25 protein-coding genes and 3 pseudogenes are annotated in these 26,677 nt (G+C 59.1%); 15 read left to right on the top strand and 13 right to left on the bottom strand.

The window, feature by feature from the left end:
• Positions 1-65 precede the first annotated feature (65 nt).
• The 5 genes from K290_RS0124235 to K290_RS0124210 all read left to right on the top strand — a co-directional run bounded on the left by K290_RS0124235 (position 66) and on the right by K290_RS0124210 (position 6,942).
• Positions 66-1,217, top strand: coding sequence for an ROK family transcriptional regulator (locus K290_RS0124235; RefSeq protein ID WP_028754250.1), 1,152 nt, complete (start codon positions 66-68; stop codon positions 1,215-1,217).
• A gap of 425 nt (positions 1,218-1,642) precedes the next feature.
• A complete protein-coding gene (locus K290_RS35925; protein WP_081670425.1) occupies positions 1,643-2,392 on the top strand; it encodes a CHAP domain-containing protein in 750 nt (249 codons plus the stop codon).
• A 325-nt stretch (positions 2,393-2,717) separates the two neighbouring features.
• The gene (locus tag K290_RS37440; RefSeq protein WP_154668657.1) at positions 2,718-2,891 is read left to right on the top strand and encodes a hypothetical protein; all 174 of its coding nucleotides are present in this window, start codon (positions 2,718-2,720) and stop codon (positions 2,889-2,891) included.
• A gap of 807 nt (positions 2,892-3,698) precedes the next feature.
• Positions 3,699-5,231, top strand: a complete 1,533-nt coding sequence (locus K290_RS0124215; protein ID WP_028754247.1) for an FAD-dependent oxidoreductase — start codon at positions 3,699-3,701, stop codon at positions 5,229-5,231.
• Between the two features lie 226 nt (positions 5,232-5,457).
• Positions 5,458-6,942, top strand: a complete 1,485-nt coding sequence (locus K290_RS0124210) for an MDR family MFS transporter (protein ID WP_028754246.1) — start codon at positions 5,458-5,460, stop codon at positions 6,940-6,942.
• Between the two features lie 122 nt (positions 6,943-7,064).
• On the opposite strand, the gene K290_RS0124205 is transcribed toward K290_RS0124210, so the two are convergent.
• From K290_RS0124205 to K290_RS0124180, 5 genes are all read right to left on the bottom strand, one after another.
• Complete coding sequence (locus K290_RS0124205; RefSeq protein WP_051264198.1) at positions 7,065-8,627, bottom strand: adenylate/guanylate cyclase domain-containing protein; 1,563 nt, start codon at positions 8,625-8,627, stop codon at positions 7,065-7,067.
• Positions 8,624-8,989, bottom strand: a complete 366-nt coding sequence (locus K290_RS0124200; RefSeq protein ID WP_028754244.1) for a response regulator — start codon at positions 8,987-8,989, stop codon at positions 8,624-8,626. Before K290_RS0124200 ends, K290_RS0124205 begins: the two co-directional genes overlap by 4 nt.
• Before the next feature lie 14 nt (positions 8,990-9,003).
• The gene (locus K290_RS0124195; RefSeq protein ID WP_028754243.1) at positions 9,004-11,718 is read right to left on the bottom strand and encodes an ATP-binding response regulator; all 2,715 of its coding nucleotides are present in this window, start codon (positions 11,716-11,718) and stop codon (positions 9,004-9,006) included.
• Positions 11,715-12,374: a Tll0287-like domain-containing protein gene (locus K290_RS0124190; protein ID WP_245276651.1), complete on the bottom strand. Its 660-nt coding sequence runs from the start codon at positions 12,372-12,374 to the stop codon at positions 11,715-11,717. Before K290_RS0124190 ends, K290_RS0124195 begins: the two co-directional genes overlap by 4 nt.
• Before the next feature lie 474 nt (positions 12,375-12,848).
• Positions 12,849-13,064 (bottom strand): hypothetical protein, encoded by a 216-nt coding sequence (locus tag K290_RS0124180; RefSeq protein ID WP_028754241.1) that lies wholly within the window; start codon positions 13,062-13,064, stop codon positions 12,849-12,851.
• A 272-nt stretch (positions 13,065-13,336) separates the two neighbouring features.
• Between K290_RS0124180 and K290_RS0124170 the strand changes: the two genes are divergently transcribed.
• Positions 13,337-13,642 (top strand): hypothetical protein, encoded by a 306-nt coding sequence (locus K290_RS0124170; RefSeq protein WP_028754240.1) that lies wholly within the window; start codon positions 13,337-13,339, stop codon positions 13,640-13,642.
• 116 nt (positions 13,643-13,758) lie between these two features.
• Positions 13,759-13,994: pseudogene (locus K290_RS0124165) on the top strand (molybdopterin cofactor-binding domain-containing protein); the annotation flags it as partial.
• 74 nt (positions 13,995-14,068) lie between these two features.
• Here K290_RS0124165 and K290_RS0124160 read toward each other — a convergent pair.
• Positions 14,069-15,406: an acetyl-CoA hydrolase/transferase family protein gene (locus K290_RS0124160; protein WP_028754238.1), complete on the bottom strand. Its 1,338-nt coding sequence runs from the start codon at positions 15,404-15,406 to the stop codon at positions 14,069-14,071.
• A gap of 1,086 nt (positions 15,407-16,492) precedes the next feature.
• On the opposite strand from K290_RS0124160, the pseudogene K290_RS0124150 reads away from it, so the two are divergent.
• Positions 16,493-16,794: pseudogene (locus K290_RS0124150) on the top strand (GMC oxidoreductase); the annotation flags it as partial.
• Between the two features lie 85 nt (positions 16,795-16,879).
• Here K290_RS0124150 and K290_RS0124145 read toward each other — a convergent pair.
• Positions 16,880-17,794 carry a LysR family transcriptional regulator gene (locus K290_RS0124145; RefSeq protein ID WP_028754235.1) on the bottom strand — a complete coding sequence of 305 codons (915 nt, stop codon included), beginning with the start codon at positions 17,792-17,794 and terminating at the stop codon, positions 16,880-16,882.
• A 122-nt stretch (positions 17,795-17,916) separates the two neighbouring features.
• Here K290_RS0124145 and K290_RS0124140 point away from each other — a divergent pair, with 122 nt between their 5' ends.
• The 5 genes and pseudogenes from K290_RS0124140 to K290_RS36475 all read left to right on the top strand — a co-directional run.
• A complete protein-coding gene (locus tag K290_RS0124140; protein WP_028754234.1) occupies positions 17,917-18,312 on the top strand; it encodes a (R)-mandelonitrile lyase in 396 nt (131 codons plus the stop codon).
• A 34-nt stretch (positions 18,313-18,346) separates the two neighbouring features.
• Entirely contained in the window at positions 18,347-19,090 is a 744-nt protein-coding gene (locus K290_RS0124135) for an SDR family oxidoreductase (RefSeq protein WP_028754233.1), read from the top strand.
• Between the two features lie 12 nt (positions 19,091-19,102).
• Positions 19,103-19,339 carry a tautomerase family protein gene (locus K290_RS0124130; protein ID WP_028754232.1) on the top strand — a complete coding sequence of 79 codons (237 nt, stop codon included), beginning with the start codon at positions 19,103-19,105 and terminating at the stop codon, positions 19,337-19,339.
• Between the two features lie 113 nt (positions 19,340-19,452).
• Complete coding sequence (locus K290_RS0124125; protein WP_028754231.1) at positions 19,453-19,668, top strand: hypothetical protein; 216 nt, start codon at positions 19,453-19,455, stop codon at positions 19,666-19,668.
• Positions 19,610-19,798 (top strand): annotated as a pseudogene (locus tag K290_RS36475) (shikimate dehydrogenase); the annotation flags it as partial. The gene K290_RS0124125 and the pseudogene K290_RS36475, both read left to right, overlap by 59 nt.
• Before the next feature lie 15 nt (positions 19,799-19,813).
• On the opposite strand, the gene ftsZ reads toward K290_RS36475, so the two are convergent.
• Positions 19,814-20,836 carry a cell division protein FtsZ gene (gene ftsZ / locus K290_RS0124120; RefSeq protein WP_028754230.1) on the bottom strand — a complete coding sequence of 341 codons (1,023 nt, stop codon included), beginning with the start codon at positions 20,834-20,836 and terminating at the stop codon, positions 19,814-19,816.
• 325 nt (positions 20,837-21,161) lie between these two features.
• Here ftsZ and K290_RS34875 point away from each other — a divergent pair, with 325 nt between their 5' ends.
• A complete protein-coding gene (locus K290_RS34875) occupies positions 21,162-21,752 on the top strand; it encodes a BA14K family protein (protein ID WP_051264196.1) in 591 nt (196 codons plus the stop codon).
• 113 nt (positions 21,753-21,865) lie between these two features.
• On the opposite strand, the gene K290_RS34870 is transcribed toward K290_RS34875, so the two are convergent.
• Genes K290_RS34870 through K290_RS34865 form a run of 3 tightly spaced genes read right to left on the bottom strand, consistent with a single transcriptional unit; the run spans position 21,866 to position 23,800 of the window.
• Positions 21,866-22,801 (bottom strand): DUF3618 domain-containing protein, encoded by a 936-nt coding sequence (locus K290_RS34870; protein WP_051264195.1) that lies wholly within the window; start codon positions 22,799-22,801, stop codon positions 21,866-21,868.
• Positions 22,798-23,217, bottom strand: coding sequence for a phage holin family protein (locus tag K290_RS0124105; RefSeq protein WP_028754229.1), 420 nt, complete (start codon positions 23,215-23,217; stop codon positions 22,798-22,800). Before K290_RS0124105 ends, K290_RS34870 begins: the two co-directional genes overlap by 4 nt.
• Before the next feature lie 19 nt (positions 23,218-23,236).
• Positions 23,237-23,800, bottom strand: coding sequence for a nutrient deprivation-induced protein (locus K290_RS34865; protein WP_245276648.1), 564 nt, complete (start codon positions 23,798-23,800; stop codon positions 23,237-23,239).
• Positions 23,801-24,064: 264 nt separating this feature from the next.
• Here K290_RS34865 and K290_RS0124095 point away from each other — a divergent pair, with 264 nt between their 5' ends.
• Positions 24,065-24,925, top strand: coding sequence for a tetratricopeptide repeat protein (locus K290_RS0124095; RefSeq protein WP_037136133.1), 861 nt, complete (start codon positions 24,065-24,067; stop codon positions 24,923-24,925).
• On the opposite strand, the gene K290_RS0124090 is transcribed toward K290_RS0124095, so the two are convergent.
• Positions 24,863-25,579: a hypothetical protein gene (locus K290_RS0124090; RefSeq protein ID WP_028754227.1), complete on the bottom strand. Its 717-nt coding sequence runs from the start codon at positions 25,577-25,579 to the stop codon at positions 24,863-24,865. The genes K290_RS0124095 and K290_RS0124090 overlap by 63 nt on opposite strands.
• Before the next feature lie 169 nt (positions 25,580-25,748).
• Positions 25,749-26,582: an endonuclease/exonuclease/phosphatase family protein gene (locus tag K290_RS0124085; protein ID WP_028754226.1), complete on the bottom strand. Its 834-nt coding sequence runs from the start codon at positions 26,580-26,582 to the stop codon at positions 25,749-25,751.
• Positions 26,583-26,677: the final 95 nt, after the last annotated feature.

Below are 26,677 nucleotides of genomic sequence, written 5' to 3'. Positions count from 1 at the left end.
CCAAGATCGTTCCTTGGCCTTATAGCAGTTTTCACACTTATAGTGTAAATTAAAATGATCCGAAAATGAAGTACGCCCCTCTAAACCACGTTGCGAACCATTTTCTGCGGGATTCTCAGCCTCCGCGTGTGGCATCCCGCAATGAGCGAGACCTTTTGCGACTCGTCTGGAAAACGCCGGGAATCGAACGCTCTGATTTGACCGAGCCGCTCGAACTCACCCAGCAATCGCTGCACAGGATCGTCGGGCGACTTCACGATCGAGGCATGATTGTCTTTTCCCCGTCGGAAACCCGGCGCCCCGGACCGCCCAGTCCCGAGCTCACGCTTTGCAAGGACTGGTGCTTGACGCTCGGCATCTCCGTGAACGTCGGCTCGATTGGCCTCTGTCTCATGGGGTTCGGAGAACCATTGGAAAACATGGAAATTCCGCAGGAAGGATCGTCGCTCGCCGTAGAGATGGGGCGGATCGAAGCGGCGGTCGAAGAACTTCTCGCCCGCCGGAACGCCGCGCGCCGCGACGTCCTCGGCGTCGGTCTGGCAGTCGCCGGCCACCGCATGCTGGAAACGGCCTTCAACTGCCCTCTGCCGCTCGCTCATTGGTCCTTAATCGACCTTGCGCCTATCCTTGGAGAACAACTCGGCCTGCCGGTTTGGGCCGACAACGTGGCCAGAACCGCCGCCTTGGCGGAAGCGATCTTCGGTGTCGGCCGGAACGTCGCGGATTTCGCCTATATTGCTCATCTCCACGGATATGGCGGCGGACTCGTTTCCGGAGGGATGCCGTTTCGCGGCAGTTTCGGCAATGCCGGCGAATATTCCGTTCTCTTCGGTCGTCAGGACTACGACGATCGCCCAGCCCTTAGTCGTCTGCTTCAACATCTTCACGCTAAAGGGCATTCGGACTTAACGCTGAAGGACCTGAAGAAGGAATCCCTAGTGGATCTGGACGGCGTTGCGGAGTGGCTCGACCGCGTCGCGCCCGCGCATAATCAAGCCATCAATGCGATCTGTGCCGTCTTCGACCCGGCATTGATCGTCCTTGGCGGCGAGCTCCCGCATTCGCTGGCAGGAATGCTCATCGAACGGACCGAATTCAACAATCTACCCCGTCATGGCGTATTGCGTGATGTTCCGAGCCTTGCCGTGGCACAAGTGGTCGACGCCCCCGGCGCAATCGGTGCAGCCTTGATACCGCTATTTGAAACCGTTTTGTGATGACGAGGGGCGCTCAGCCGGTGCAACGGCTACGCCTTGGCCTTCCCCTCGCCGTGCACTTAACGCCATTTCGGCTTGCGCATCGTATTGTATCGCAACTCGCAAGCCGTCGCGAACTGCCCAAAAAGCTGAAGAAGCCGAGCTTCCTCTTCGCCGGACACTCTGTGCTCTCTGCAAAAATCCTTGACTGACCATACGCGGGTCGCCGTTTTGTGGATTACCTTCTTCGGCTCGACGTATTGCATTCAAATCCTCCCATTGAACCGCCGCACGATAGCGAGCTATCCATTAGAAAGATATAAAATAAGACATGTAGCGAGGAATTGTCCGACTCGCTCCTGCCGCCTCCTTCATTGAAACCGTTCTCCTCTCTGCGTGTTACAGCTACTGGCAGCTAAGAAGTAACCTTCGCGTGGAGGTGTCGTATGATTACGCGGCGCGTGCTTTTGGCAATGATTGCGGGCGGTGTTCCGGTTCTACGGTCCAGGATTGCCTTTGGAGCTAAAACTGGTCGCGAGACTATCGTCCAACTTCAATATCCGCCTCCCCGGACCGCCACACCAGAGCGCCATGGGCGACGCTCGGCTCCGACACCGACGGAAATCAAACAAACTCATGAGGTGCTTGCCTCAACGCCGACGGGACCACGCCCGATCGACATTGCGCAGAGTTTCATCGACCGCTACTTCGAACGCAAACCTGCTGTCATTTCGCAACAACCGCCGCCCGCACCACTCAACCCTCTTATTGCCGAATTTTTGGAGGCTGCAGCGCTCCATCCACTAAACGACCCAATTCCATGGTGCGCTGCCTTCATCAATTTCTGCATTCGCCGCAATGGCGGGGTAGGCAGCTCGAGCGCATGGTCGCAATCGTTCCTGCCGCCAGCCTTCGAGGCTGTCGAGTCACCGCAGGAGGGTGACCTGGCGGTGTTCACGTGCGTAAGCCCGTCGACGGGACGGGACATTGGATTGGGTCACGTAGCCTTCTTCAGACGCTTCGACGACGAACGACACATTGTCGTCGTTGGCGGCAACCAGGCGACACAAGGCCATTCCAGCATCATTTCGGAGAGAATTTTGCCAATCGGCGATAGGCCGGTACGCAGGCGCATAAATACCGGCGACGTGATATCGACGATGATGCACCTCAACAAGTTTGTCCGGCCGGCATAATTCAGCTTGATCAGCATCGATTGCCGGATTGGGAGTGTTCTCGTAAAGCCCATCTGCTCCGCCCTGCTGGACTCGGCGTGTGCACATATGCTGCGCACGCGAGGAACGCTGAGGGTCTATCGCTGCGATGAGGATTCGCCAGGCCTCGGAAGGTCGCCCGGAGTGCTCCAGGAACCCGCCGCTGGCAGGGGCGCCGCCAACGACGGGTTGCCTTAGATGGCCGGTTGGCCAGTCGGAAAGTGGGGGAACATCCCGACCAATATCGGAAATGACGTCCCATCCAATTTGTTCCATCAATGCGAGAATTTATTTGCTGAAAGGCGCCATGGCTGTCGTTAATTCCAACCAGGGCGACGAGCTGGTGTTCGTCGTGCACCCCTTCCCTGAAGAGCTCGATGATCATTGCTGCCACCTCCTCTCCCTCTTGGCTTTTACGCGTAATATTCCTCTTGAGCAGAATGACGTCGAAGGCGCGCTGACAGACGTCCAGGTCAACTGAACTGAGAGCAAAATCGCGCTTGCTGAGATACCTGCTGGTCATCCTTTCCTTCCTCTTTTCTCGCGCATTCGCGAACAGAAACCCGTATTTTCGTCATGACAATTTCAAGAATTTGCCGGGAACCGGTAACCCGGTGTGGCGTTCTTCAGATCAAGTACGCTAAGCCACTGTCGTTGGACTGAATGTCGCTCTTTTCGGCTTAGTTCTCAGAGCGGCACTGCTGAACACGTTGCTCGTCACCTCACAAGGTGACGGGTCTTTGTTATCAGCGGCCAGAACTGCCGCTCCTGGCTTTCGCCGGACGTGGGCCACCCCACCGGCGGAAGTGAGGACAAAGATGCATCGATCGCTAATTATGGCCCTGTCACCAGAAGTTACTTTGGTGACAGGGTGGGCCGCCGACACGGGTGGCAATGGTGTCGACGACGGGGCAAGAGGTTAATATCCCAAAAAAAATACATTGAGAATTGGACCTTGGTCTGATCAAGGCCTCCATGTCCTAACTTCCGGCTTGTCAGCCGGATCTCGGTGAACGCGACCTCGACAACACGAACAGGTGCTTTCGACGCCAGAGCTGGTTTTTAAAACTTCTCCGATCATGCATGATGAGCTCTTTTGGCGCAGGCGATGCTATGTTGAGACGGTCTGCGAGAGCGCTGCACCTGACTCCACCAAAAAATTCCGCTCGACTGCACACCAAATTCATTTGCCTCAGAGTTGGAATAGCGGAAAATTGAAGGGACGCCTCCTGCCGGACAACCGAGCGCTGCAACGGACGATATCGGCAGGCCTTTGAGGGAGGAAAAAATGGCCAGTACCCATTCAGAGCCGAGCGGACCCGAACTGGCCCTCGGCATTGCACTCACCGATCTTCCTGATGGCGGCAAGCTGGTCGGCCATCGCGACGGTGAGCCCGTGCTGCTGGTGCGCCGAGGAGAGGAGATATTCGCCGTCACCGCAACCTGTTCGCACTATGGCGGGCCGCTGGTCGACGGCCTCGTCGTCGATGAGAGCGTCCGCTGCCCGTGGCATCACGCCTGCTTCGACCTGCGCACCGGAGAGGCCCTGCGCGCGCCTGCGCTATCATCGCTCGCCTGCTGGTCGGTCGAGCAGCGCGGCGGAAGGATTTTTGTCGGCGAGAAGCGCAAGAAACCCTCTCCTGCCCCGCGCGAAAGCAATGCGGGTGCTCCTCCGGAAAGGATCGTCATTGTCGGCGGTGGCGCAGCGGGCTTCGCCGCTGCCGAGAGATTGCGACGCGAACAATATCAGGGCGCTATCCTCATGATCAGCGACGACGAGGCATTGCCGGTCGACCGCCCCAACCTCTCGAAGGATTATCTCGCAGGCAAAGCTCCCGAAGACTGGATCCCGCTCCGCAAAGAAGGCTTTTATGCCAAGAACAACATCGACTTGCGTCTCGGAACCAAGGTCACCGGCATCGATGTTCGGGCCAGCGAGGTCGTGCTCGCCGATGGGGCGAAGGTCGCCTTTGATAGACTGCTGCTCGCGACCGGTGCCGAACCCGTCCGTCTGACCATACCCGGCGCCGATCAGCCTCATGTCCACACCCTGCGCTCGCTTGCCGACAGCCGCAGGATCATCGCGCAGAGCGGTGCGGCACGGCGCGCTGTCGTGCTCGGTGCGAGCTTCATCGGCCTCGAGGTTGCCGCCTCGCTTCGGACCCGTGGTGTCGAAGTGCATGTGGTGGCGCCCGAGGAACGCCCGATGGAACGGGTGCTTGGCCCGCAAATGGGCGACTTCATTCGCGCCCTGCACGAGAAAAATGGCGTCGTCTTCCACCTTCGGGATGGCGCTGCGAGCATCGGCGCGGGCGAGGTCCTGCTGAACAGCGGCAGCGCCCTTGCCGCCGACATGGTCGTTGCCGGCATCGGCGTGCGGCCGCGGGTCGATCTCGCCGAAGCGGCCGGTATTGCCACCGATCGGGGCGTTCTCGTCGATGCCTATCTCGAGACCAGCGTGCCGGGCATATATGCTGCCGGCGATATCGCACGCTGGCCCGATCCCCACAGCGGCGAGAACATCAGGGTGGAGCACTGGGTGGTGGCTGAGAGGCAGGGTGCTGCCGCGGCGCTCAACATGCTCGGACGCCGGAAGACATTTACGGATGTGCCATTCTTCTGGAGCCAGCATTACGACATTCCGATCAACTATGTCGGCCATGCCGAGGGATGGGATGCTATCGAGGTCGAAGGTGACATTGCCGCAAAAGACTGCCTCCTGCGCTTCAAGCGCGGCGGGCGTGTTTTGGCTGTCGCCACGATCTTCCGCGATACCGAAAGCCTGCAAGCAGAACTAGCGATGGAGCAGAGCACGGCGTGAGCGCAGTGGGATCACACCTCCGTAGGTTTGTGCGACGCCTGTCGATTGATCAATTGACCGTTCCTCTGGTTGAGCGGCGACTGCGTCATTGCGCAATAATCCTTCCGGCTTCCGTCACCTGGAGAGTTCATGATGGCCGCCGGGGGATTGGCGATCGCATGGCGTCGCTGTAGGACTTCGCTGAGACTGAAAATTTGCTGAGCTGCCGGAAAGTGGGCCTGACAGAATGAACAAAGCAAGCCCTCCGAATGAAAGCGCCGCCGCCGCATCGGTTCCGTCGGAATCGGAGAAGAACATCATAATCGCGGGCGTGCTTCTTTCTATGCTTCTGGCCGCGCTCGATCAGACGATCGTTGCTCCTGCGATGCCGACGATCGGCAAGGCGATCGGACATGCCGAATACCTGCCCTGGCTGGTGACCGGCTATCTCCTGACGGCGACCGCCATGGCGCCGCTTTACGGCAAGATATCGGATGTCCATGGACGGCGCTCGACTATCTTCGCCGCCATCATCATTTTCCTGCTCGGTTCGGTCATCAGTGCGCTGGCGCCAAATATGTTGGTGCTGATCATCGGCCGCGCCGTGCAGGGTCTGGGTGGCGGCGGCCTGTTCGCACTCTCGCAAACGGTCATCGGCGACCTCGTGCCACCGCGCGAACGCGCGCGCTATGCCGCCTGGATTTCCGGCACATGGGCCGTTGCGAGCATCGCCGGGCCGCTGCTTGGCGGCACTTTCGCCCAGCATCTCCATTGGTCCCTGATCTTCTGGATCAACATCCCGCTCGGGCTGGTGGCGCTGGCGATCATCAATAATCCCTTGAAGAAATTGCCCGTGGTTGGTCGCGCGCATCGCATCGACGCAGTCGGCGCGGCCTTACTCGTCGCCGCGACCGCGCTGTTGCTGCTTGCTCTCAACTGGGGCGGCAGCCGCTATTCGTGGTTGTCATCGAGCATAATCGGACTGCTGGGCTCTTCGGTCGTCCTGTGGATCATGTTTGGCCTACGCCTGCGACACACTGCGGAGCCCCTGATCTCGCTTGAAGTTCTGAGCAACCCCGTCGTGCGGTACGGAACGCTGGCGATGTTTACCGTACAGTCCGCCAATGTCGGCCTGTCGGTCTATCTTCCCGTCTATCTGCAATCAGTTCACGGTCTTTCCGCCAGCAACTCGGGCATTGCCATGCTCGGCCTGCTGCTGGGCACAGTGCTCGGCGCCATGGCGAGCGGGCGGGCGATTCCACGCATTGTCCGATATAAGATGATCGCTGTTGCCGGCGCGCTATTCAGCCTGATTTGCCTCGCGGCGCTGGCGTTTCTCGCCGGTCGCATCTCATTGTTTATGCTCGAGCTTCTGACCGTAGGCGCGGGCCTCGGCACCGGCACGACATTTCCGGTCGCCACCGTTTCCGTTCAGAATGCGGTCGATCAGGCCCATCTCGGCGTCGCGACGGGCCTGTTGACCTTCCTGCGTTCGCTTGGCGGAGCGCTCGGCGTTGCGGCCCTCGGCGCCATCGCGCTCGGCAATGGTCTGCCGCTTGCTGGTGAGAGCGTGCCGGCGCTGAACACCGCAAACACGCTCGGAATGCCCTTCGCCTACATTTTCCTTGGCTGTGCCGTCGCAATGGCACTGTCGCTCCTTGCCTTCCACCTCATGCCGGAACGACCTCTGCGTGGGCGCATCGAGCGTGACATGCCCGTCGCTGCCGATTGAGCAAGAGCCGGTAAAAGCCTGGCGCAACGGCTGACCGACAAAGCCGCCGAGCGAAATCTGCAACATTCATGAGACCAGGATCGCCGCCGCGAGACCGCTTATTATCCGCCAAGCGACCCCCGCTATTCCAAAAGATAGGTGGTGCATCTTCCGATGCCGCGAATATTCATGCTTTGCCTGCGGGCCGGCATACGGCCTTCGCCAATTGCATCGAAGGTCGTTTGAGATATTTGAATTTGACCCGGTACGCCGCAGGACTCCATGCGGCTGGCGACATTGACCGTGTGTCCCCAGACATCATACACAAAGCGTTTCCGACCGATCAGGCCGGCGATGACCGGCCCGCTGTGAATGCCGATCCGCAAGGTGAGCACTGGTCCATCAGCGATGCCCCCGGACATTTCCGCCAGCAGTGCCTTGGCGAATGCGACGCCCGCGACGGCGTGATCCTCGCGAGAGTCCGGCAGTCCCGATGCCGCCATATAGGCATCTCCGATCGTCTTGATCTTTTCGATGCCATATTGATCCGCAAGTGCGTCGAAGCGACTAAACAGGTCTCCCAGTCTTCGCACCAGCGCTGCGGCAGGCGTTCGTGCGGCAAATTCCGTGAAGTTGACGATGTCGGCGAAGACGATAGTCACCATATCGATACGATCGGCGATCACTTCCTCTCCGTCCGCCAGCCGCTTCACGACCTGTTTCGGAAGAACGGCGTGAAGTAAAGTATTTGCCCGCTCCTTCTCGAATTCTATCTGCGCCAGATATTGCTTCTCGCGCGTTCGCCAACGACGACGCTCAAGGCAGGCGGCAATGCGCGCCTTAAGCAGGACGGGATTTATCGGTTTGCGGAGATAGTCCTCCGCCCCTGCCTCGATGCAACGGGCAACGGCGTCGTCATCCTTCAAACCGGAAATCATCACGACGGGGATCTCGCGAAAATGTCGGTTCGCCTTAAGCTGGCTGAGAAGCTCTATGCCGTTCATGTCCGGCATCAGGACATCGGCCAATACGAGATCGAATTCCTGCTGATCGAAGATACAAAGCGCCTCGTCGCCGGAGCTTGCCGCGACAACGGTGTGTCCATCGCGGCGCAGGCGCCTGGACAGGAGATCGCGATTTGAAGCCGTGTCGTCGACGATGAGGATACGTCCTGCGCGTTCCGTGACGGCCGAAGAACGGGTCGCCATTGTCCTCGCGAGATCGGCGGCGATCGTTCCGTCGACTTTAAGCTGCAATTCCTGATCCGCATCGGCGGCTGACCCATCGAGTGTTTCGTCAATCTGCGCCAGCAAATTGCGGCTTTCACGAATGACCTTCGACACATCCTCCAGCAGACGCGCCGGCAATGTATCGGCAAAGTCCTCGATCAACATCTCGGAATAGCCGAGAATGGCATTCATCGGTGTTCTGAGATCATGCCGCAACAGCTTATCGAGTGAGGGCGCATTCCCACAATCCGGCGTTTCGATGTCGAGAAGCCGCTTGATCAATGTATTCAGCTCTCGCGCGGCGCTCAATATTCTTTCAAGGTCCGGCAAGGCACCGCTGGGTCCCGCCTCACGCACCTCCTCCGTAATCAGCTCCTGATAGCCCAGAATGGCCTGAGCCGGATCGACGATGTTTTGGGCGATTCTGGCGATGTACATGCGATGCCCGATGTCGCGAGATGGGGCCACGATCGTCATCCTCCGGTCAAACGCACGATCTTGTCCAGCAGACCCGGCAGTTCGATCGGTTTGGTGTCGTAGTCGTCACAACCCGCCTCGATTGCCTTTTCCCGGTCGCCGGCCATGGCGTGGGCGGTGAGTGCGATCACAGGTATGCCAGCCGTGACAGGATTTCTTTTGATCCGCTTCGTTGCTTCCCAGCCGTCGATGACGGGAAGGCTCATATCCATCAAAACCAGGTCCGGTCGCACAGTCACGGCGGCCTCGACCCCGGCAAGCCCGTCGGTCGCGCTGACAACTTCGTAACCGCGCTTCTCCAAGCGGCGGGAGAGCATATCGCGGTTCATCTCATTGTCCTCGACGAGAAGAATTTTGACCATGCCAACCTCTCTGCTCAAGCCTCTTCCTTTTGCGGAAGATGCCGCTTTAAAGCTGCGATCAGATCGGTGCGACCTTTCGTTCCCTTTCTGACCACTTCCTTGGCGCGAACACCCAACCAATCCAGCTCCTCTCGCGTCAAATCTTTCGACGTGACGATGACGACCGGGATATCTGCCAGGTCGTGCCTGTCCTTGACGGTCTGAAGGAGCGTGAAACCATCCATATTCGGCATCATCAGATCTAGAACCATGATCGTCGGCCGCCCGGCCTCGAGTTGCTCAAGGCCATGATGACCGTCAGCCGCCTCCCGAACCCTCCAACCCTCGCGGACCAGCACCCGGCGGAAAAGATCGCGCGTCGCGGGATCATCATCGACGATAAGCACATCATGGCGTGCTTCGCCGGCGACTGCGTTCAGGGTCTCGACGAGTTGCCGGGGATCGATCGGCTTGATCAGATGGTCGACAGCGCCAAAGGCAAGGCCCATTTCGCGATCTGCCACGACCGTCGCGAGAATGACGGGAATGTCGCAGACTGCCTTGTCCGATTTGATTTCGCGCAGCACGGACCAACCGTCCTGACCCGGCATGATCACGTCAAGCACGATTGCGTCCGGGTGCAATTTACGGATTTTTGCCAGACCTTCCTCTCCACCCGTGGCTTCGATCACGGCAAAGCCTGCGCCGCGAACGGCGTCGGAGACGAATTTGCGAGCCCGCGCCTCATCATCAATTACCAGGACTGTTGGACGCGCGCCCCCATCTTCCAAGATATCGCTTTGCGGCGTATTTTCCTGGACGGTATCTGTTCTGCTGACCGCGGGGATCGTGAAACGGAAGGTCGAGCCCTTTCCGAATTCACTCTCGACGGCTATGGCACCACCCATCATCTTGACGAAATGCTGCGTGATGGTCAGACCGAGGCCGGTCCCGCCGTAATTGCGCGTCGTCGAGGAATCCACCTGTACGAATGCATGGAACAGCTTCTTCTGCTGCTCCTTCGTCATGCCGATTCCGCTGTCACCGACGGCAAATTCAAGCCATTCGGCCGCTTCGTCCTCATAACGCCGCACCGAAAGCCTGATCTCTCCATTCTCAGTAAATTTGGCGGCGTTCGAGAGAAGGTTGAATAAATTCTGCCGCAACTTAGTCTTATCGGTCTCGATTTGGTCCGGCTCCACGGAGGCACTCACCAGCAGACGGTTGCCCTTTTTGGCAATCAGCGGCGCGACGGTATTTTGAACATCGGCAAGGAGCTGTTTTAGACTGAGACGTTCGACGTAAAGCTCCATCTTGCCCGCCTCGATTTTGGAAAGATCGAGAACGTCGTTGATAAGCGCCAGGAGATGGCGTCCCGAACCCATGATTTTATTGAGATCCGCAATGAATTCGGTCTGTCCGAGATCGCTGGCATCCTCGATGAGCATTTCGCTATAACCGATGATCGCATTCAAAGGAGTGCGCAGCTCATGGCTCATGGAGGCGAGGAAACGGCTCTTTTCTTCGCTGGCAACCTCAGCGCCACGCTTTGCCTCCTCCAGCTCCGCCTGGCGGTTTTTCAAATCCGATATATCCGTGTAGACCGCCACGGTGCCGCCCTCGGGCGTCTTTCGCTTGGCGATGCGCAGCCATGTTCCATTGGCGAATTGCCGCTCGATCATGCCGCGCGGCTCATGGTGACGCTGCATGGCCTCGGCGATCCAACTCTCAATGCCGCCGCTTCCGACATCGGTTGTGCCGCGTTCTGCCTGCGCGCGAACGATGTCTTCGAATGCCCTCCCAGGCGTCATCAGGTCCGCAGTGTCCGGAAACAGTTGAAGATAGCGTTGGTTGACTAGAACCAGGCGATCGTTCGCGTCAAAGAATGCGAACCCATCGGGGATGGTTTCGATGGCCGTCATCACGGTGTTGCGCTGGCGCTCGGCAGCCGCTTCAAGCTCGCGGCGCTCCGCTTGGCTGTCACGCAGCAACCGCAGCGTCTTTGACAGCTTTCCGAATTCATCGCTGCCTTCTGGAGGCAGTTCGACATTCTCCTGCCCCCTGGTCAGTTGGGTCATCGCTTTGTCGATGCGGCCGAGCGGCACCAGGATGGAGCGCAGCACCAGCCAGGTCATCAGAATGCAGGCGAGCGTCGTCACCGCGGCCGCGATCAGAGCACGCATATAGGTGCTGCGCGCCGATGCATCGGCCGCATCACGCGCCAGATCGGCCTCGTTCTTGAGACGCTGTTCGAGCGACATGAGCACGGAATCGATTTCATCGCTATAGCTTCTGGCAGCCGCCAGCCGCGTGTTTCCTATGACCCTGTTGTCGTTCGTATAGGCATCGACGGCCTGCATTGCTTTTTCATAATAGGCGTTAGAGCCCTGCAGGATCGTGTTCGCTTCCCCGGGCGCGAAGACCTTGATGCTGACCAGATCTTGTTCCAGCGCTTTGCGGGCGTCCTGCGCCCGCCGTTCCGAGAGCGTCAAAAGGCTGACCGACAGATCCGTGAGCCAGTAGCGGACCTCGCCAAAATGGCGATGCGCCTTGGCAGCATCGTCCAGCATATGAAAGCGCGCATTCGCCTCCTCCACACGACGCTGATTTTCACGCAGATCATAGAGCATGAAGGCGACGCTGAGGAGCAGAGCCCCCAAAAGCACGGCCGAAAGACAGATAAGGCGAAGCGGTATCTTTCGATCCGTCAAGCGGCCGATCCGTGTGGGAATGGTGACGTAGGCGCTCATTTGAAAAGCGTAATGCTGATCGCACCGGCTAAATCGCCTTCAGCTTTACCCTCCTTCGGGTAGCCTGTTACATCGACCTCGCCTTTGGGTCCGCCGTGACACGTCAGGCAGGATGCCGAGTAATATTCAGGGATCAGCATGCGAAAAGACGGGCGGCCGCTCACCTCCACCTCCTCGGTAAAGGCTTTGCCTTTTGGCCAATCGGGAGACAGAAATTTGCTCTCGATGACATGCTGTTCCCAATCATCCGGCCGCGCCTTTCGATTGCGGATCAGCTCCTCCGGCGCAGTCACCTTCATCTTCGCCTTGTCGCCGACCTTTTCCGAAAAACGTTCATTGACCAAGCGGGCGAAGGTCGAGGGAATGAACCCCTTGAAGCCCACACCCTTCATATCGATCATGTTTTGATGTTCGTCGACAACTTCCTTTATCGCGGCGACCTGCGCATCGAACAGTTGCTTATCTGAAGGGCTGTAATTCTGATCCGATACGGAATCGCCTTTGCGCTGGGCAAAAATCTGCAGCGCCTCGTTGACGACGCGTTGACCTGTGAGATCCTTTTTTCCGAGGGATTCATCGTTGATCAGCTTTTGATAGCCCGAGACGACCGTCCGGCTGGCGCGCAACAACGCCGCGAGCCGTTCACCTGTCGTCATGTCATCTTCGTCGGCAAGAACAAGGCCCGCCAAGACACCGATCGCGGCCCATGCCAAAAAGACACCAGATATCAGGCCACGCCGCATGTTAAGCCTCGTAGTATAGTATCCCCGCAGCGATAGTATCAGTTTGTCCTAAAATTCAAAAGTCATTAGTTGTCATTTTTCACGTAATTGCCAGAGTCGCACCGCAATGATTTCAAATAGTTAAGCGTGTCCAAAAAATCGGATTCGTCACTGGAGACGGAGCAAGGGAAGCTTTTTCGCAACGACTGGGGGAACGCCCGACAGAACGCATAGCCGAAACCGGCATTATGGGCGCTGATCAGGCCGGCCGGGACGGCAAGATCTTTCACGACCCCGCATCTCATGATCCGGTCTTCAACAATGTCGTCGGGGATGCGGGTCAGCTTAGCAAACTTTGACGGCGTGCGAACAGTCGATCGCTGCAGCCCGACCTATGTGCCGGTCATGTCACCAGTTGCCGGGGTCGGCAGTATGATCGGTGCTGGCAAATTCATCTGCCTTTTCCCGATCAAGAATTATGCTGGTGGCGGCGTTTGACTCATCCACCACGGAAAAATGAAGAGGCGGCTGCTTGTTCGTCAGCTCCTGGTACATGAGCAACGCGGCCTCCTCGGCAGTATCAGCTTCGGTTTCGTAGGTGACGACAACGTTGAACTTGCGCATCTCAGTTCCCCTATCCGTGTCAAAGCTGCTTCGCGGCGCGACGCCGCTGGTCAGCTAGAAATATGATGCACGAGCCATCCTTGTCATCCCTCGCGCTTGCCGAGCGGGCAGTTTCCGCTTTCTTCGCCTCCGGCATCTGGCGCCGCCTCGCGCTGCAAGCAGCTTGCCGGCGGGCAAATCCCGCCGCCGGGATGTGTCGTGCAAAGTTTGGGTTGACCGTTTTCGATCGTGAGGCGACATTTACGAGCAGCAGCAAGGCAGGAGGAAAAACAATGGATGAGCCAGACCGCTGGCGCCACATGGCGAACGCGCCGAAAGACGGCAGTCGGATCCTCGTTACGATCCGCGCGTCCGAACAGGGGCCGGCTGAAGTTGATCTCGCATATTGGTCGAATGGCGATCAATTCGGTGCGGAAGGCTGGCGCGCCTCCGATTCCTCACCCGGGCACATCATCGAATATGCCGAGCCGGAATTGAAGTGCTGGATGCCGATGCCTTCGGCCAATCTCAATCGCACCTCGATGCCCGCACCTTGGGAAGGCGACGACGCCCAGCAGCTTGACGGGTCAGGAATTTAAGAACTCGCCGTCACGGTGCGAAGATTTGCTTATGAACGATGATGACTCTCAATGATGGGGTCAAAAGGACTTTTGAGGACGTGCGCTTGCAGCCTGAGGACCGCGCAATCTCGCCGTTCGTCGAGGTTGGAGTCGACATTGCCACCGGCGAGAGCCGGATTCATAAAATGCTGGCGGTCTGGGCGGCCGAACGCATTCTCAATCCGATCACCGCCCGCAGCCAGGTCATCAGTGCGATGATGATGGGTGCCGGAAGGCGTTTTCAGAGGAGCCTGCGGTGGATACCCGCCGTGGCTTCTTCGTCAATCATGACCTGGCGAGTTACGAGGTGGCGGTTCATGCCGACATTCCAATAATGGATTAGCGCCTGCGCGTAATCAGATCGCAGTTAGTTGAGTGCGTTCAACGATGAATCCTTCGCTGAGATCAGTCGCCCCCAGCATAGAGCCCCGCCCCGTGGGCTGCCCGGTCCAGCTCCTCGCGAAAATCCGGATGGGCCAGCGCAATGAGCGCCTTTGCCCGCTCGGCCACGGACTTGCCCTTGAGATTCGTCCATCCATATTCCGTGACGACGATATGAGTGTCGTTGCGCGATGTCGTCACCGGCCCGGTCAGCGCCGGAACGATGCGCGAGAGCGTGCCTTTTGCCGCGGTCGAATGACAGGCGATGATCGACCGCCCTCCGCGCGAAGCATAGGCCCCCCGCACGAAATCGACCTGGCCGCCGGTTGCACTGAACTGCCTGCCGTTCATGAATTCCGAATTGCATGCCCCGTTCAAATCGATCTGCAGCGTCGCGTTGACTGACACAGCCCGGTCGTTCTGAGAAATGACGAAAGGATTGTTCACATAGTCGACCGGATGGGCTTCGATATCCGGATTGCTGTGCAGGAAGTCGTAAAGCGATTGATCTCCGAGCGCGAAGGTGAAGATCGACCGCCCGACATGCGTCTGCTTGCGGCTGTTGTCGACCACGCCCGCCTTGACCAGATTGGCGAGGCCCCCGGTCATCATTTCCGTATGGATGCCAAGGTTGCGATGGTGCGAAAGCCGCGAGCACACCGCATCCGGCAAGGCGCCGATACCCATTTGCAGGCAATCGCCGTCTTCCACCAGGCCTGCAACGATCGCGCCGATGGTATCGTCCACTTCATTGCTTGGAGCGCCAGGCAAGATCGGCAGGCTGACATCGTTTTCGACCAGTGCCGTCACGCTCGATACGGGGATCATGCAATCGCCCCGCACATAAGGCATCCTGGCATTGACTTCGAGGATCAGCCGAATTCCCGGCTTCCGCGATACTGTCAGTGCGTAGTCGGTGCTGGCGCCAAGGCTGAAATTGCCGTCCGCATCCATCGGCGCGACCGTAGCAATCAGCGTATCCACCCCGACATGCTCGACCAGAGAGCGCGGCACCTGGCTGAAATGACAGGGCACGAGGTCAACGGCGGGCAATGCCTCCGCCGACCGCCTCTTGTCGAGCGCACGTTCCACCCCTCCGTGAAAGTAGCTTATCGGAATGATCCGGTGGCAGAGGTCGAAATCGAAAACGCTGGTTCCGGCAACGCCAGTACAAAGGAGATAGTGGAGCCGCACATTGTCGACGCCTCCGGCCCGAGCCCGCTCAGCCAACGCCGCAAGAATGGCGGGTGGCTGACCCGCCGCTATCGGCATCGCGACCTTGGAGCCCGAGGGGATCAGAGCGACAGCCTCCTTTGCGGATCGCAGCCGTTCGCGATACAGCGACTGATGGATCATAGTCATTGGGGCCCTCCTCCCGGTGCTATTTTCAGAATAAATCAGCGTCCATTTCCACTTTCATATCCTCACTGGCATTTACGATCGTTGCGAGCGTTTTCGACGGGCGTCGCTCGATCGGGATAAATTTTCCTCAGTGCACGAAGGCAGCAATCATGCCCGGATAGCAATTCCTGCACAACATCCAACGAGCATAAGGTTGAGCACACCGAGGCGAACGGTTTCGCTCGATCCATGAGGCTTTCTTTCTTGAGAGGGTTACGGCAGGTGAAGAGCCAGCCATTGCCGCGGCATATCTTCAGTTTGGTTTCATCTTGCGGTGGTACCAAACCTCGCGCGAACCTAATGCCCACTCGGCAAATTGTTCGTGCAGCATGAGCCATAACCGGTTCCCTGGCCCTGCCTCCCTGCCACGAGGTGGGGCCTCTTCGTTCGGTTGCCGCTCTTTTTGGGGAATGGCTGTTTCCTCCCCTTGCCGTGCGGCAGGAGGCCGCTAGGTGAGGTCACGCTGAGCAGCACCTGGGGGGAATAAATTGGCATATGATTGGAGCGGCGTCAGGACGCGCCGGATAAAAGCACTGAAGGTGGGGATTTCACTGATGATCGCGGCCGCGGCTCTGGCCGGCCCGGCAATGGTGCTGCTTCGCTCGCACCACTGAGCCCGGGAGCCGCATGCCGAAGATTTGCTTGGTTCGCGATATTGATGCCTCGATGACTGAGGTTTTGTGCACCGCGATCTGAAACGGCACACGCCTCCGTGGATATTAATCTTGTATTTCTGACACGAAAGGTTTTGCCCTGGTTTAATCCGGCGGCGGGCGATCTATTCAACGTGCCGAAGCATGGACCCCACGCAACGGCCGGGAGTCCCGGAGCAACCCTTGGTCGGGAATGTGGGACTCCCGTCATCGAGACTGGCGTTTCGCGGCCGATCTGCTGGAACGTTCCGCCCAAGGGCTGAAAGACCTCGCCGGGCTTAACAAGGCTTATGCAGAAGCGCAAGCGGCATCAGATGCTCAGAATTCTCCTCGCTGCACAGACGAAATCGGCCGCCCTGCCCTTCGTGCGGGAGCAGTCATGCTCTCACGCTGGAAGGACGTTGGCCGCAGCGGCATGTCGTTTCCTGGCGCTATATCCCGCCGGATGCCGAGCGCAGCTGCGATCCACGAAACAGGTGGGGCGCGCATGGGGAATGATCGCCAAATTCGGTGCTTAATCCATACAATCAGCTCTGGGACGCACCCAATGTCATCGTGACGGACGCCAGCGCCTTTCCCGGCAGCGGCATTGCCGGCGCGACACTGACCGTCATGGCGTTGACGATCCGCGCCTGCCGACATCTCGTCGATCAATATCGAACAGGCCTCGTGCCAAAAACCAAAGTACACCTCTAATGCTCTTGAAGGGGGCCGACTAGCACCGACAAGTGCGGCGCCAATTCTGGACCATGGCGTCGCAAAAAAGAGGCGTTTCAGATGATCAACGCGATTGCATTGCCTTGTCCTGCTCACGATAGCGCAGAACCTCAACGAGCAGTGCAAAAGCGGGCGAGGACTGCCGGCGTGTCGGATAGTAAAGGTGATATCCCTCCCAGTAAGGGCACCACTCCTCAAGCACGCGCCGCAGGCGACCCGCCTCGAGGTGTGGCGCGGCCATCGTCTCGGGAATGAAAGCCAGTCCAAAGCCGTCGAGCGCGGCATTGAGCACCTGGAATATGCCGTTGAACACCACCTGACCGTCGACGCGGACGCGCAGTTCCTGCCCGTCCTTTTCGAATTCCCAGGCATAGAGATTGCCGTAGGTGGGGAGGCGCAGGTTGATGCAGCGGTGGCCGGTCAGGTCCTGCGGCACGGTCGGCGCCGGGTGGCGCTCGAAATAGGACGGCGACCCCACCACCGCGAACCGCGCATGGGGCGTCAGCGGAACCGCGATCATGTCTTTCGCCACGACCCCACCCAATCGAACACCGGCGTCGTAGCCGGTAGCCGCGATGTCGGTCATGGCGTAGTCGATGGTGATTTCGATCTTGATGTCAGGATATTTTTCCAGAAAAGGCGCAAGTTTTGGCCAGAGGATGTAATCGACGGTGAAGTCGATCGCCGAGATGCGGAACGTGCCCGCCGGTTTGTCCCTCAACTCCCGCATCGCCTCCAGGTCAGCCCGGATATCATCCAGACGCGGGCCGGCGGTCTGCAGCAGGCGCTCCCCAGCCTCGGTCGGCGAGACGCTGCGCGTCGTGCGGATCAGCAGGCGAACCCCGAGCCGGTCTTCCAAAGCGCGAACGGTTTGACTCAGCGTCGGCTGCGCAATGCCCAGCTTAGCCGCCGCCCGCGTGAAACTCCGTTCGCGTGCGACTGTTAGAAACTCCGTCAATCCGTCGAGAACGTCGTTCATTCATTGGTCCTGCCTATAAGTGCATTTGGATTATAGCGTCTAATCAGATGGCGCAACAGGACCTAGATTCCCTTTCGGAAACCAAGCTGGCCTTGCGCCAGGCGTTAACGGAAAGAACGACCATGAACATCATCCGCAATGGCTCCCAGCCATCAGGCAAAGGGCCTTCCGATTGGTTCAGCGGCACCGTCCGCATCGATCCCTTGTTCCAGGCGAACGACGCCCGCCGCGGCGCGGCCGCGCTTGTGACTTTCGAGCCCGGCGCCCGCACCGCCTGGCACACCCATCCGCTTGGTCAAACGCTCATCGTGACCACCGGCCTCGGCCTGGTGCAACGCGAAGGCGGCCCCATTGAGGAGATCAGTCCCGGCGATGTGGTGTGGTTTGAGCCCGGCGAAAAGCACTGGCACGGCGCGGCCCCCAACAATGCCATGAGTCACATCGCCCTGCAGGAACACCTTGAGGGCAAGGTTGTCGACTGGATGGAAAAGGTCAGTAACGAACAATACGGCGCATGAACGCGTCGAAGTCAACATTCGGAGATCTGGCATCATGATTAAAGACAAAGTGGTGATTATCACTGGCGCCTCATCGGGCATCGGCGAGGCGACCGCGAGATTGCTCGCCAATAAAGGCGCAAAGGTCGTCCTCGGCGCGCGGCGCGACGACAAACTCAAGGCCCTGGCCGCAGAGATTGCCAGGGAAGGCGGCCAAGCAGTCTACCAAGTGCTCGACGTCACCAAGCGGTCTGACAACGATGACATCGTGAAGCTCGCGAAAGAGTCCTTCGGCAGCGTCGACGCCATCTTCCTGAATGCCGGGCTTATGCCCAGCTCTCCGGTGTCGGCGTTGAAGACCGATGATTGGGACAAGATGGTCGACGTGAACATCAAGGGCGTCCTCAACGGGATCGCGGCGGTCATGCCGACCTTTATCGCCCGGAAATCCGGGCACGTTATCGCGACCTCATCGGTTGCGGGCCTCAAAGCCTATCCAAACGGCGCCGTCTACGGTGGCACCAAATGGTTTGTGCGCAATTTCATGGAAGTCCTGCGCATGGAGTCGGCCATGGAAGGAACGAACATCCGCACCGCGACGATCTATCCCGCCGCGATCAATACGGAGCTGCTGGACACTATCACCGACAAGCAGGCCTCCGAGGCGATGCGTGGGCTGTATGCCAAATTCGGCATTTCGCCGGACCGGATCGCCGATGTCGTCGCCTTTGCGCTCGATTTGCCGGCAGACACCACGGTCAATGAATTCACCGTCGGCCCCGCGAACCAACCTTGGTGAGGAGCAGAAATCGTGCCCCACGTTATTGTCAAAATGTATGCGGGTCGGTCGGACGCGGAGAAATCCGCCTTGGCCGAGGAAATCACCCGCGCTGTCACCAAAACGCTTGGCTACGGCCCGGAGTCCGTGTCGGTCGGCATCGAGGATGTCGCGCCGAAGGACTGGGCGGAGCAGGTATTCAAGCCGGACATTGCCGGCAAGGCGGCGACCCTCTTCAAGCCGCCTGGATACAAGCTATCCGATCTTTAAGCGCCATGACGCCGGCCTTGCCGTAGCGCTGGCACGCGCCTCGGGCATCCCATGAGCGAACCCGCAAATTCCTCGGCGAAATCCTGCGCAATTAGGATCTGAAGGAAGCCTCTATGCAAGAGCTGTCGCAGGGGACCAAGAAAATCGCCGTCATGGGCGCCGGGCTGATCGGCACGCGCCACATCGAGGGCGATGCGACGCGCGCCAATGGCCTCCCCTGGTTTGCGAACCTTGCGGAAGTTCTGGAAAGGTCACGACGTTTCTCGGCTCTCGTCCGCTACATTCGTCGGGGAAGTGGTCATGAAGCAGGAGATCACGCCGCTTCTTGAGGCGGCACGAGCTCGCGGCTGCGCCTTCCGGGTCGGCACCGACATGCTGTTCGAGCAAATCCCGGCCTATTTGGAGTTCTTTCGCTTTCCTACGACCACGGCAGATGTGTTGCGGTCTATGGCGAAATTGCCCAGATTGCGCACGCTACTGAAGCGTATGCGTCTGATGCACATCCTGAGAATACGCGTCCATCGTTTCGATCGTTCTGCTGCCATCCAATCCGGTCGCCACAACAGAGAGACGGAACCGCCCATCGAGATTGCGGTCGAAGATCGCACCGACGACGATTTCCGCGTCGCCCTGCACTTCGTCGCGAATACGGCTCGCTGCCTCGTCCACCTCGAAGAGTGTCATATCCGAACCGCCGGAGATCGAGACCAAGACACCCCTGGCACCTCTCATCGAAACGTCGTTCAGCAACGGGTTTGCGATCGCCGCTTCGGCCGCTCTCATCGCTCGGCTTTCCCCAGTGGCTTCGCCCGTGCCCATCATGGCCCGGCCCATGCCGCGCATGACCGATTTCACATCAGCGAAATCAAGGTTGATCAGGCCTTCTTTGACGATGAGATCGGTGATGCATCCGACGCCGGAATAAAGAACGCGATCGGCCGTCATGAACGCATCCGCGAAAGTGGTCCTTGCATCCGCAATCCGGAACAAATTCTGATTGGGGATCACGATTACCGTATCGGCTGCCTGCTGCAACGCCTCGATGCCGAGATCCGCCGTCGTCATGCGGCGATTGCCCTCGAACGAAAACGGTTTGGTGACGACACCGACGGTTAGGATGCCGGCCGAACGGGCAGCATGAGCGATAACCGGCGCGGCACCCGTTCCGGTTCCGCCGCCCATTCCGGCGGTGACGAAGCACATGTGGGAACCGCTCAGATGATCCATGATTTCGTCGATCGATTCCTCGGCAGCCGCGCGGCCTACCTCCGGCAGCGAACCGGCACCCAGACCTTCGGTCACATTTACTCCGAGCTGGATGCGGCGCGACGCCTTCGATGTCGCGAGAACCTGAGCATCGGTATTTGCCGCGACGAAGTCTACCCCCGCCAGATTTTCGGCAATCATGTTGTTGATGGCGTTTCCGCCGCCACCGCCTACCCCAATGACAGTGATGTGTGGCCTTAGGCCTGCGATGCTGCTCTTGGCATCCGTCATATTCCATCCCCTCATCCATCTTGGTCGCACGTCTGTCGCTTTAAACGGCGAATCGCAGCTCATCGTAGAAGCGCAACAAGGCGTTGACACGGCAAAAGTGTTTGGGGGGGGGTGAGAAGCAAATTGGTCCTGTTGATAAAGAAAGGCACCGATGGACCGTTTGCCGTTCTTTGGAACGACATTGGACCAAAGTCCGAATTCCATCAGACTGAAGACCGAGTGGTGGAACCCCCATGGGTTCGGCTCGTTCGTTTGACAGCGGTCATCAAGACCGCCTCGTACCCGTCTCAATGTCCCAGAATATCGATGGCCCGAAGGTGTCAAAATGAAAGCCATAGCATCGGTCGCGTTCGGAATCGCAAGTGCGGTAGGCGCCTGTGTCGCTGTCGCGTCCCTTGCTTCCTACGTCATCGCGGAACCGGAACGACATTCATTCGCTAATCTGGCAGCGCCGGATCTGTGGACGACAGAGCCGCGGCGGATCGATCCCAGCGCGCAACACTACGAGCGGCTGCCGCCTCTGTATTCGACCTATGTCACCAATGCCCCCGCCCTCAAAATCGCCGATGCATCGAAGGAACTGCAACCGATTCCGGCCAACGTCGTACAGCAAAAGCCATGGCTCTCTGCGGAACACATCCAGTGGTGTGCCCGACGCTACCGCTCGTTCGATCCTGCGACGAACAGCTATCGTTCCTACAGTGGGCAGGTCCGACACTGCACCTCGCCGTCGGACGTGGCCCAGCCGGATGAAGGGCCACAGGCTGGACCACCGATATCTGCGCAAGCAGCCGATTGGTGCGCAAGCCGTTATAGGTCCTATCGTCGGGAGGATAATACCTATCAGTCTTTCGACGGGCCTCGTCGGGCTTGCCAGCCGCCTGACCAAACGGGCGCAGTCATTGCTATCCGGTAACGCCGCAGCGACGGCTTTTCGAAATAAAGAGCGTTGCCGGAAGAATACCCGATAAACGAGATCGTATGCTGCTGGCGCCGACCCGGCACCAGCATCCGGCAATCATCCGTCACTCAGTCACGTCTGGCGCTAACCTCTTCCGTCCTGTTCAACACCTCTCGAGCGGTTCCGACCGCCCCGCTGGTCGCCTCACTTGCCTTAGACGTGATATCCCTGCGAAGCTGGTCGGAAACGTCCCCGATCGCCTCGTCCTCCAGCTCCGTATGCGGCAGCGCCGCGCCAATGGCTGCGCCGACCGCAAAAGCGAGCGCACCACCAACGAGGGGCTGATCACGGAAATGACGGAGTATGGCGTCGTTAAGCTGCCCGCCTCGATCCCCAACCATTCGCGCTGCACCTTGAACGCCGCCCGCGACGGAACTCCCTGCTTGCGCAACCGAATCGGACAGCCGGCCCGCGGAGCTACTGACCTGCTGCCAAGTATCGGACGCCCAACCAGAGGCCCCATCGAACAGGGTGCCAGCCTCGTCGCGGATGTCCTCGATCCGCTTGCCGGCCGCGTCGGCAAAGCCGCGATAGGCCTTGCCGCTCTGGTCGATGAAGTGGCCAGCTCGGCGGCCGCCAGCGTCCGTCAGGGCTCTGAAACGATTGCCGCCGTCATCCGTGAAGTGGCTATACCGTTCGCCGAAGCTCGCCTCTACCGGGCCGGTGCGCCTTACGGCACCTTTCACGGTCGCCAATGGGTATTCCTCTCGGGCTTCGTCCCGCTCGCTGGCTCCTGTTGGGCGGGCGCCAGGATTGGCAAAAAGCCAGGCGAGGCTCACTCCCAATAGCGTAACGGGAATGGGATTGGTCCTGAGTGCCTTGCCGAGATTGCTGACATATTCAGCGCCACCGCTTTGCCTCGCATATTCGAGCAGTTCGTCCATAAGCTGGCCGGGAGACATGCGCTCCTCGATCGCGTGGAGCTTTTCCTCGATCCGATGGCGATCCGCCTCGATCTCTCGCTGCAGCTCGGCAGCCGAGTGGGAGTGAGAATTGTCGTTCATTGCACTCTCTCCTTCACCACATCCACATCCCGCCGCAGCGACGTCGCCGTCTTATCCAGCTTGAGGCTGCTGCCTCGCAGCGTGGAAATACCGCGCGCGACCATTGCCCAGGCAAGGAGTGCGACGATCACCCCGACAATGAGCGCTGCCAGCGTGTCGGCATTCGGCTCAGCTACGTTCCGCGCCACGAGAAAAGCGGCTAGTCCGTTGACCGCGGCGCTCAACAGCACGCCTATGGCACCGATCGCAAACACCAGGCCGACGAGCAGGATTTCGGCGCCTCCCAGCGCACGGTTCAAATTCTCGGATGCTTCCGCCTTCGCCAGGTCGATTTCCTTGCGAAAGAGTCCAGATATATCGCCTACCAGACCGGTCATCAGTTCGGTCAGAGTGCGGTCATCTCGATGATTTGCCATTGTGGCGATCCTCCTTGCACTACGGTTCGCTTCGCATTGACTGGACGCCTGCCGGCATCGAAGAAGCGGAGGGCGGGGAAACCGCCGGCTCGCTGCGACGGTGGGCGGAGGCTGTCAGGAGCCGGCTTGCTGTCAGGCCGGCAATCGCCGCTATGCCGAGAAAGGCAAGTGGCTGCCTACGCCCGAAGTCTTCAACCATGCCGGCAATTTCGCCGAGATCGCGACCCTCTATGTCACGCACGAAACCCTGGAGCGAACCGCCGATCTGCTTGGCATAACGGCCGACAACCTGTTGGTCCGACCGTTCGAGTTCTGAGCCGACTTTTTCGAGTGCCGATGCGACGCCGCCGAGTTGCCGTGCGGCCATATTCTTCTTGTCTTCGGCCGCGTCGCCGACGGCGGTCTTCGCCCGCTCCGTCTGCTCGCCGGCAAACTGCCGCAGCTCGTTTAGGTTCTCACGGACTGCTTCTTCCGAACTCCCCGTTTTCGGTCGTTCATTTATGCCCGCTCCTATGCTTGGCTGGTCAGCCACATCCTGCCACGTCTGACCGCGAGGACCTGGATCATCGGGTTGATTGTTCATTTCGGCTCTCCTGTCGAATATCATTAGACGGCATCCTAACTGGACAATCGAAGCATGGTTCCGTCTTAGCCGGGCTGATCGCGTGCGCATGCCTGCGCGCTCGCTCCGCCTTCTGCCGCTCTGTGGAGGCGAGATGGATATCTGTTCCTGCGAACAATCAGTTTACGATCAAAATTCCACAATTGACGGCTCGATACCGGCGGCGGATAACTCCGTGACGATGATTTGTGGTATTGCGCTCGGGCGCATCTGGATGGCGTGCGCATGAAAGAAAGTCAGCGTTTGGCGATCATTGCGGACGCGGTGGCGGCCTTCAATCAGAGCAATCGTGACGTGGCAAAGCAGCTTTGCGAAGCCGGTTTGGACCAGTTTCCATCCGATCCATCCCTCTCTCATCTCTTGGCGGCTATTCTATTTGCAGAAGAGGATTTTTCCGGTGCTCGGGAAAAAATAGAGAGCAGTCTTGCTGCTCAGCCAAGGAACGTCCCCGCCCTCATTCTCGCCGGCAAGATCTATCGAGCCGAACACAAGCTGGAAGCGGCATTGAGGCAGCTTGAAAAAGCGACAGGCATAGATGGCCGGCTGGAGATCTTCGTCGAGAAAGCCCGGATTTTGGACCAGATGGGCAACAAGTCGGCGGCACGGGATGCTTGGAGCGTGGTTCTCGATGCCAAGCCGACTTCTCTGGAAGCCATAAACCGCCTCAGCTCCCTAGCGAGAGAACGTGGCGCGCTCGTTGAAGCCGAACAACTGCTCGAACGCGCCGTCGCCCTCGACGACCATCCGGGAATTTGGTTTGAGTTGGCACTTGTACGGCACGATCTGCAGAAACTTGATGGCGCGGCCCAGGCTTACCGGCGTGTCCTCGAAATCAACGCCGACGCGCCGGAGGCTGCGGTCAATTTGGGAGTCGTATTGCAGGAAGCGGGCAGAATGGACGAGGCTATGGCGGCATTCTCGACTGCTTATGCGCTTGATGAGTCCACGTTTGGCGTCATTGCCATGGCCCTGACCTCGGCCCCCTGCGGCAGGCTTTGGCTTGACGAGACGGTACTGCGTCAATCATTGGTTAGCGGCGCGGCCGCGCTTGGCGCGAAATCGCTTTCGGTAGACGCCCGGCGTTGAGAGTACGGTGGCAACCGTCTGCGTGTACGCACTCTGCCGTTGCTCATCCAATTCCTCAAAAATCAGCTCCGGCATGCTGCGCGGCACCGCAAAGCACTGTGCGACAGGCGTTCCGCGGGCCAGGACCCCGGAGAATTCGGGTTGCGTCCAGATTGCCGGGAAATTGATTCCACCATCCGTAAATCGGTCGGAATCCACCAGGCCGGTGACCAGCCGGAAGGGGAGATCGGCGCGATTGACAGGATGAGTTGCAAAGAGCGACCAGCCGTCGTCGACCTCGATTGTCCAGAAGCTGTTGAATTTGATCGCCGCCTGCCCGGCGATTTCGAACGGACTGCCTGTCAATTGCCCAGGCGTATGAAAACTCAGCGGCGATCGAGGATGTCGCTCGGTCGCGGGCGCCGGAACGTCCCAATTCCAGGAGAAGACCCCTTTATCGACGACCACATCGCAGGGTAAAAGTATCATGAACCCATAGGTCATCGCATCCACCACGGGAGGGCACTGCTTCAAAGTGCGCACTTCGCGACCGTGAATTGCCGAATATGCGGTATTGGGCATGGCGCGCAACCAATCCGGCAGCGCGCCACGAGCAGGGATGGGGCGCGGCAAATATTCGGCCAAAGCCGGGTCACATCGGAAAATGATACGCATCGTGCCCGCCTCCGGTGCTTCTGCCGATCAAGACCGGCCGGTAGGGCGACGCTATCATTGGAATTTGCGCAATGATACGCACTGCGATCAAAAAGAAGGGGACCGGTGATTTCTCCGGGTTACGGAGGTCCGGATCGTCGCGCGCCATCAGCCGGCATTGAAATGCCGATTAGGTTCTTTGGAGTTCTATGTCGACCATGACGCCATAGTGGTCGCTCGGCCATACTCCGCCGGCCGGTTGATCGAATACGCGTTCGGCTGACTGAATTTCTGCGCGACCGTTTGGATGGGCATCCCATGATCCGACCAGCACATAGTCGAACCGGCGATGATAGTTCGCCTGGCCGATGATGCGTTCCGCCCCGGCTGCAGCATTTGGGTTCGCTACCGTCCAGGTGTCGCCCTTTCCATGTCCGCCGATCTCCCAAGCATCATAATAGCAAACGCTCCTGCCATCGAGCGACTGTCGGCCCGTCAGGTAACGTATCGAAGCCGCATCCGGATTGGCATTGAGGTCACCGGCAATGATCGTCGGCAAATCCTGCCTGTGCCTGCTGTCGAGATCGGTGATGGCCACGGCATGACGCTCGCGCGCGGCTTCGGCGGCTGGGCGCCAGGCCGCAGTGGTGCCGATGAAAAGAATGCTGCCGATGTCACCGAGGTCCACGGTTGCCGCGAGCGTGGCCCACGGCACGTCCGGCGCCTGCGGCATTCTGGGATCGAGCACTTCGACCACCTTATGCGGCCACCGGGTCGCAATCGCTGCGCCGCCATATCGATCAGCATAAGGCGGCGCTACAACCTGAACATCTTGCTGATGAGTGACGTGCAGACCAAGGCCATCCATCATCGTGTCAAGGGTTCTGGCCTCCGCCGACTGAATGACCTCCTGCAGCGCGACAAGATCAGGCTTAAGGCGGCGAAGCTCCTGATTGATAATGTTATGTCGGCGGCTATCGCCCTCGACATTCCAAACATTGAGAGTAACGACTCGAACGCGCATGGCTAGACCTACCTACGGCCGGTTGTTTCTCGAATTCCCGCCGATTGAATAAGTTCCTCCATGCGGGACTTGTGACGACCGTAAAGGGCCCGCGG

The sequence above is a fragment of the Rhizobium leucaenae USDA 9039 genome (genome assembly GCF_000426285.1).
Taxonomy (GTDB): Bacteria; Pseudomonadota; Alphaproteobacteria; order Rhizobiales; family Rhizobiaceae; genus Rhizobium; species Rhizobium leucaenae.
Note: the sequence above shows the minus strand (reverse complement) of the source record. Positions and strands in the feature narration are given on the sequence as shown.

What these genes read in the sequence shown, in the direction of transcription:
- K290_RS0124235 (WP_028754250.1), top strand. Translation starts at nt 66, where the DNA reads ATGAAGTACGCCCCTCTAAACCACGTTGCGAACCATTTTCTGCGGGAT.
- K290_RS35925 (WP_081670425.1), top strand. Translation starts at nt 1,643, where the DNA reads ATGATTACGCGGCGCGTGCTTTTGGCAATGATTGCGGGCGGTGTTCCG.
- K290_RS37440 (WP_154668657.1), top strand. Translation starts at nt 2,718, where the DNA reads ATGGCTGTCGTTAATTCCAACCAGGGCGACGAGCTGGTGTTCGTCGTG.
- K290_RS0124215 (WP_028754247.1), top strand. Translation starts at nt 3,699, where the DNA reads ATGGCCAGTACCCATTCAGAGCCGAGCGGACCCGAACTGGCCCTCGGC.
- K290_RS0124210 (WP_028754246.1), top strand. Translation starts at nt 5,458, where the DNA reads ATGAACAAAGCAAGCCCTCCGAATGAAAGCGCCGCCGCCGCATCGGTT.
- K290_RS0124205 (WP_051264198.1), bottom strand. Translation starts at nt 8,627, where the DNA reads ATGACGATCGTGGCCCCATCTCGCGACATCGGGCATCGCATGTACATC.
- K290_RS0124200 (WP_028754244.1), bottom strand. Translation starts at nt 8,989, where the DNA reads ATGGTCAAAATTCTTCTCGTCGAGGACAATGAGATGAACCGCGATATG.
- K290_RS0124195 (WP_028754243.1), bottom strand. Translation starts at nt 11,718, where the DNA reads ATGAGCGCCTACGTCACCATTCCCACACGGATCGGCCGCTTGACGGAT.
- K290_RS0124190 (WP_245276651.1), bottom strand. Translation starts at nt 12,374, where the DNA reads ATGACGACAGGTGAACGGCTCGCGGCGTTGTTGCGCGCCAGCCGGACG.
- K290_RS0124180 (WP_028754241.1), bottom strand. Translation starts at nt 13,064, where the DNA reads ATGCGCAAGTTCAACGTTGTCGTCACCTACGAAACCGAAGCTGATACT.
- K290_RS0124170 (WP_028754240.1), top strand. Translation starts at nt 13,337, where the DNA reads ATGGATGAGCCAGACCGCTGGCGCCACATGGCGAACGCGCCGAAAGAC.
- K290_RS0124160 (WP_028754238.1), bottom strand. Translation starts at nt 15,406, where the DNA reads ATGACTATGATCCATCAGTCGCTGTATCGCGAACGGCTGCGATCCGCA.
- K290_RS0124145 (WP_028754235.1), bottom strand. Translation starts at nt 17,794, where the DNA reads ATGAACGACGTTCTCGACGGATTGACGGAGTTTCTAACAGTCGCACGC.
- K290_RS0124140 (WP_028754234.1), top strand. Translation starts at nt 17,917, where the DNA reads ATGAACATCATCCGCAATGGCTCCCAGCCATCAGGCAAAGGGCCTTCC.
- K290_RS0124135 (WP_028754233.1), top strand. Translation starts at nt 18,347, where the DNA reads ATGATTAAAGACAAAGTGGTGATTATCACTGGCGCCTCATCGGGCATC.
- K290_RS0124125 (WP_028754231.1), top strand. Translation starts at nt 19,453, where the DNA reads ATGCAAGAGCTGTCGCAGGGGACCAAGAAAATCGCCGTCATGGGCGCC.
- ftsZ (WP_028754230.1), bottom strand. Translation starts at nt 20,836, where the DNA reads ATGACGGATGCCAAGAGCAGCATCGCAGGCCTAAGGCCACACATCACT.
- K290_RS34875 (WP_051264196.1), top strand. Translation starts at nt 21,162, where the DNA reads ATGAAAGCCATAGCATCGGTCGCGTTCGGAATCGCAAGTGCGGTAGGC.
- K290_RS34870 (WP_051264195.1), bottom strand. Translation starts at nt 22,801, where the DNA reads ATGAACGACAATTCTCACTCCCACTCGGCTGCCGAGCTGCAGCGAGAG.
- K290_RS0124105 (WP_028754229.1), bottom strand. Translation starts at nt 23,217, where the DNA reads ATGGCAAATCATCGAGATGACCGCACTCTGACCGAACTGATGACCGGT.
- K290_RS34865 (WP_245276648.1), bottom strand. Translation starts at nt 23,800, where the DNA reads ATGAACAATCAACCCGATGATCCAGGTCCTCGCGGTCAGACGTGGCAG.
- K290_RS0124095 (WP_037136133.1), top strand. Translation starts at nt 24,065, where the DNA reads ATGAAAGAAAGTCAGCGTTTGGCGATCATTGCGGACGCGGTGGCGGCC.
- K290_RS0124090 (WP_028754227.1), bottom strand. Translation starts at nt 25,579, where the DNA reads ATGCGTATCATTTTCCGATGTGACCCGGCTTTGGCCGAATATTTGCCG.
- K290_RS0124085 (WP_028754226.1), bottom strand. Translation starts at nt 26,582, where the DNA reads ATGCGCGTTCGAGTCGTTACTCTCAATGTTTGGAATGTCGAGGGCGAT.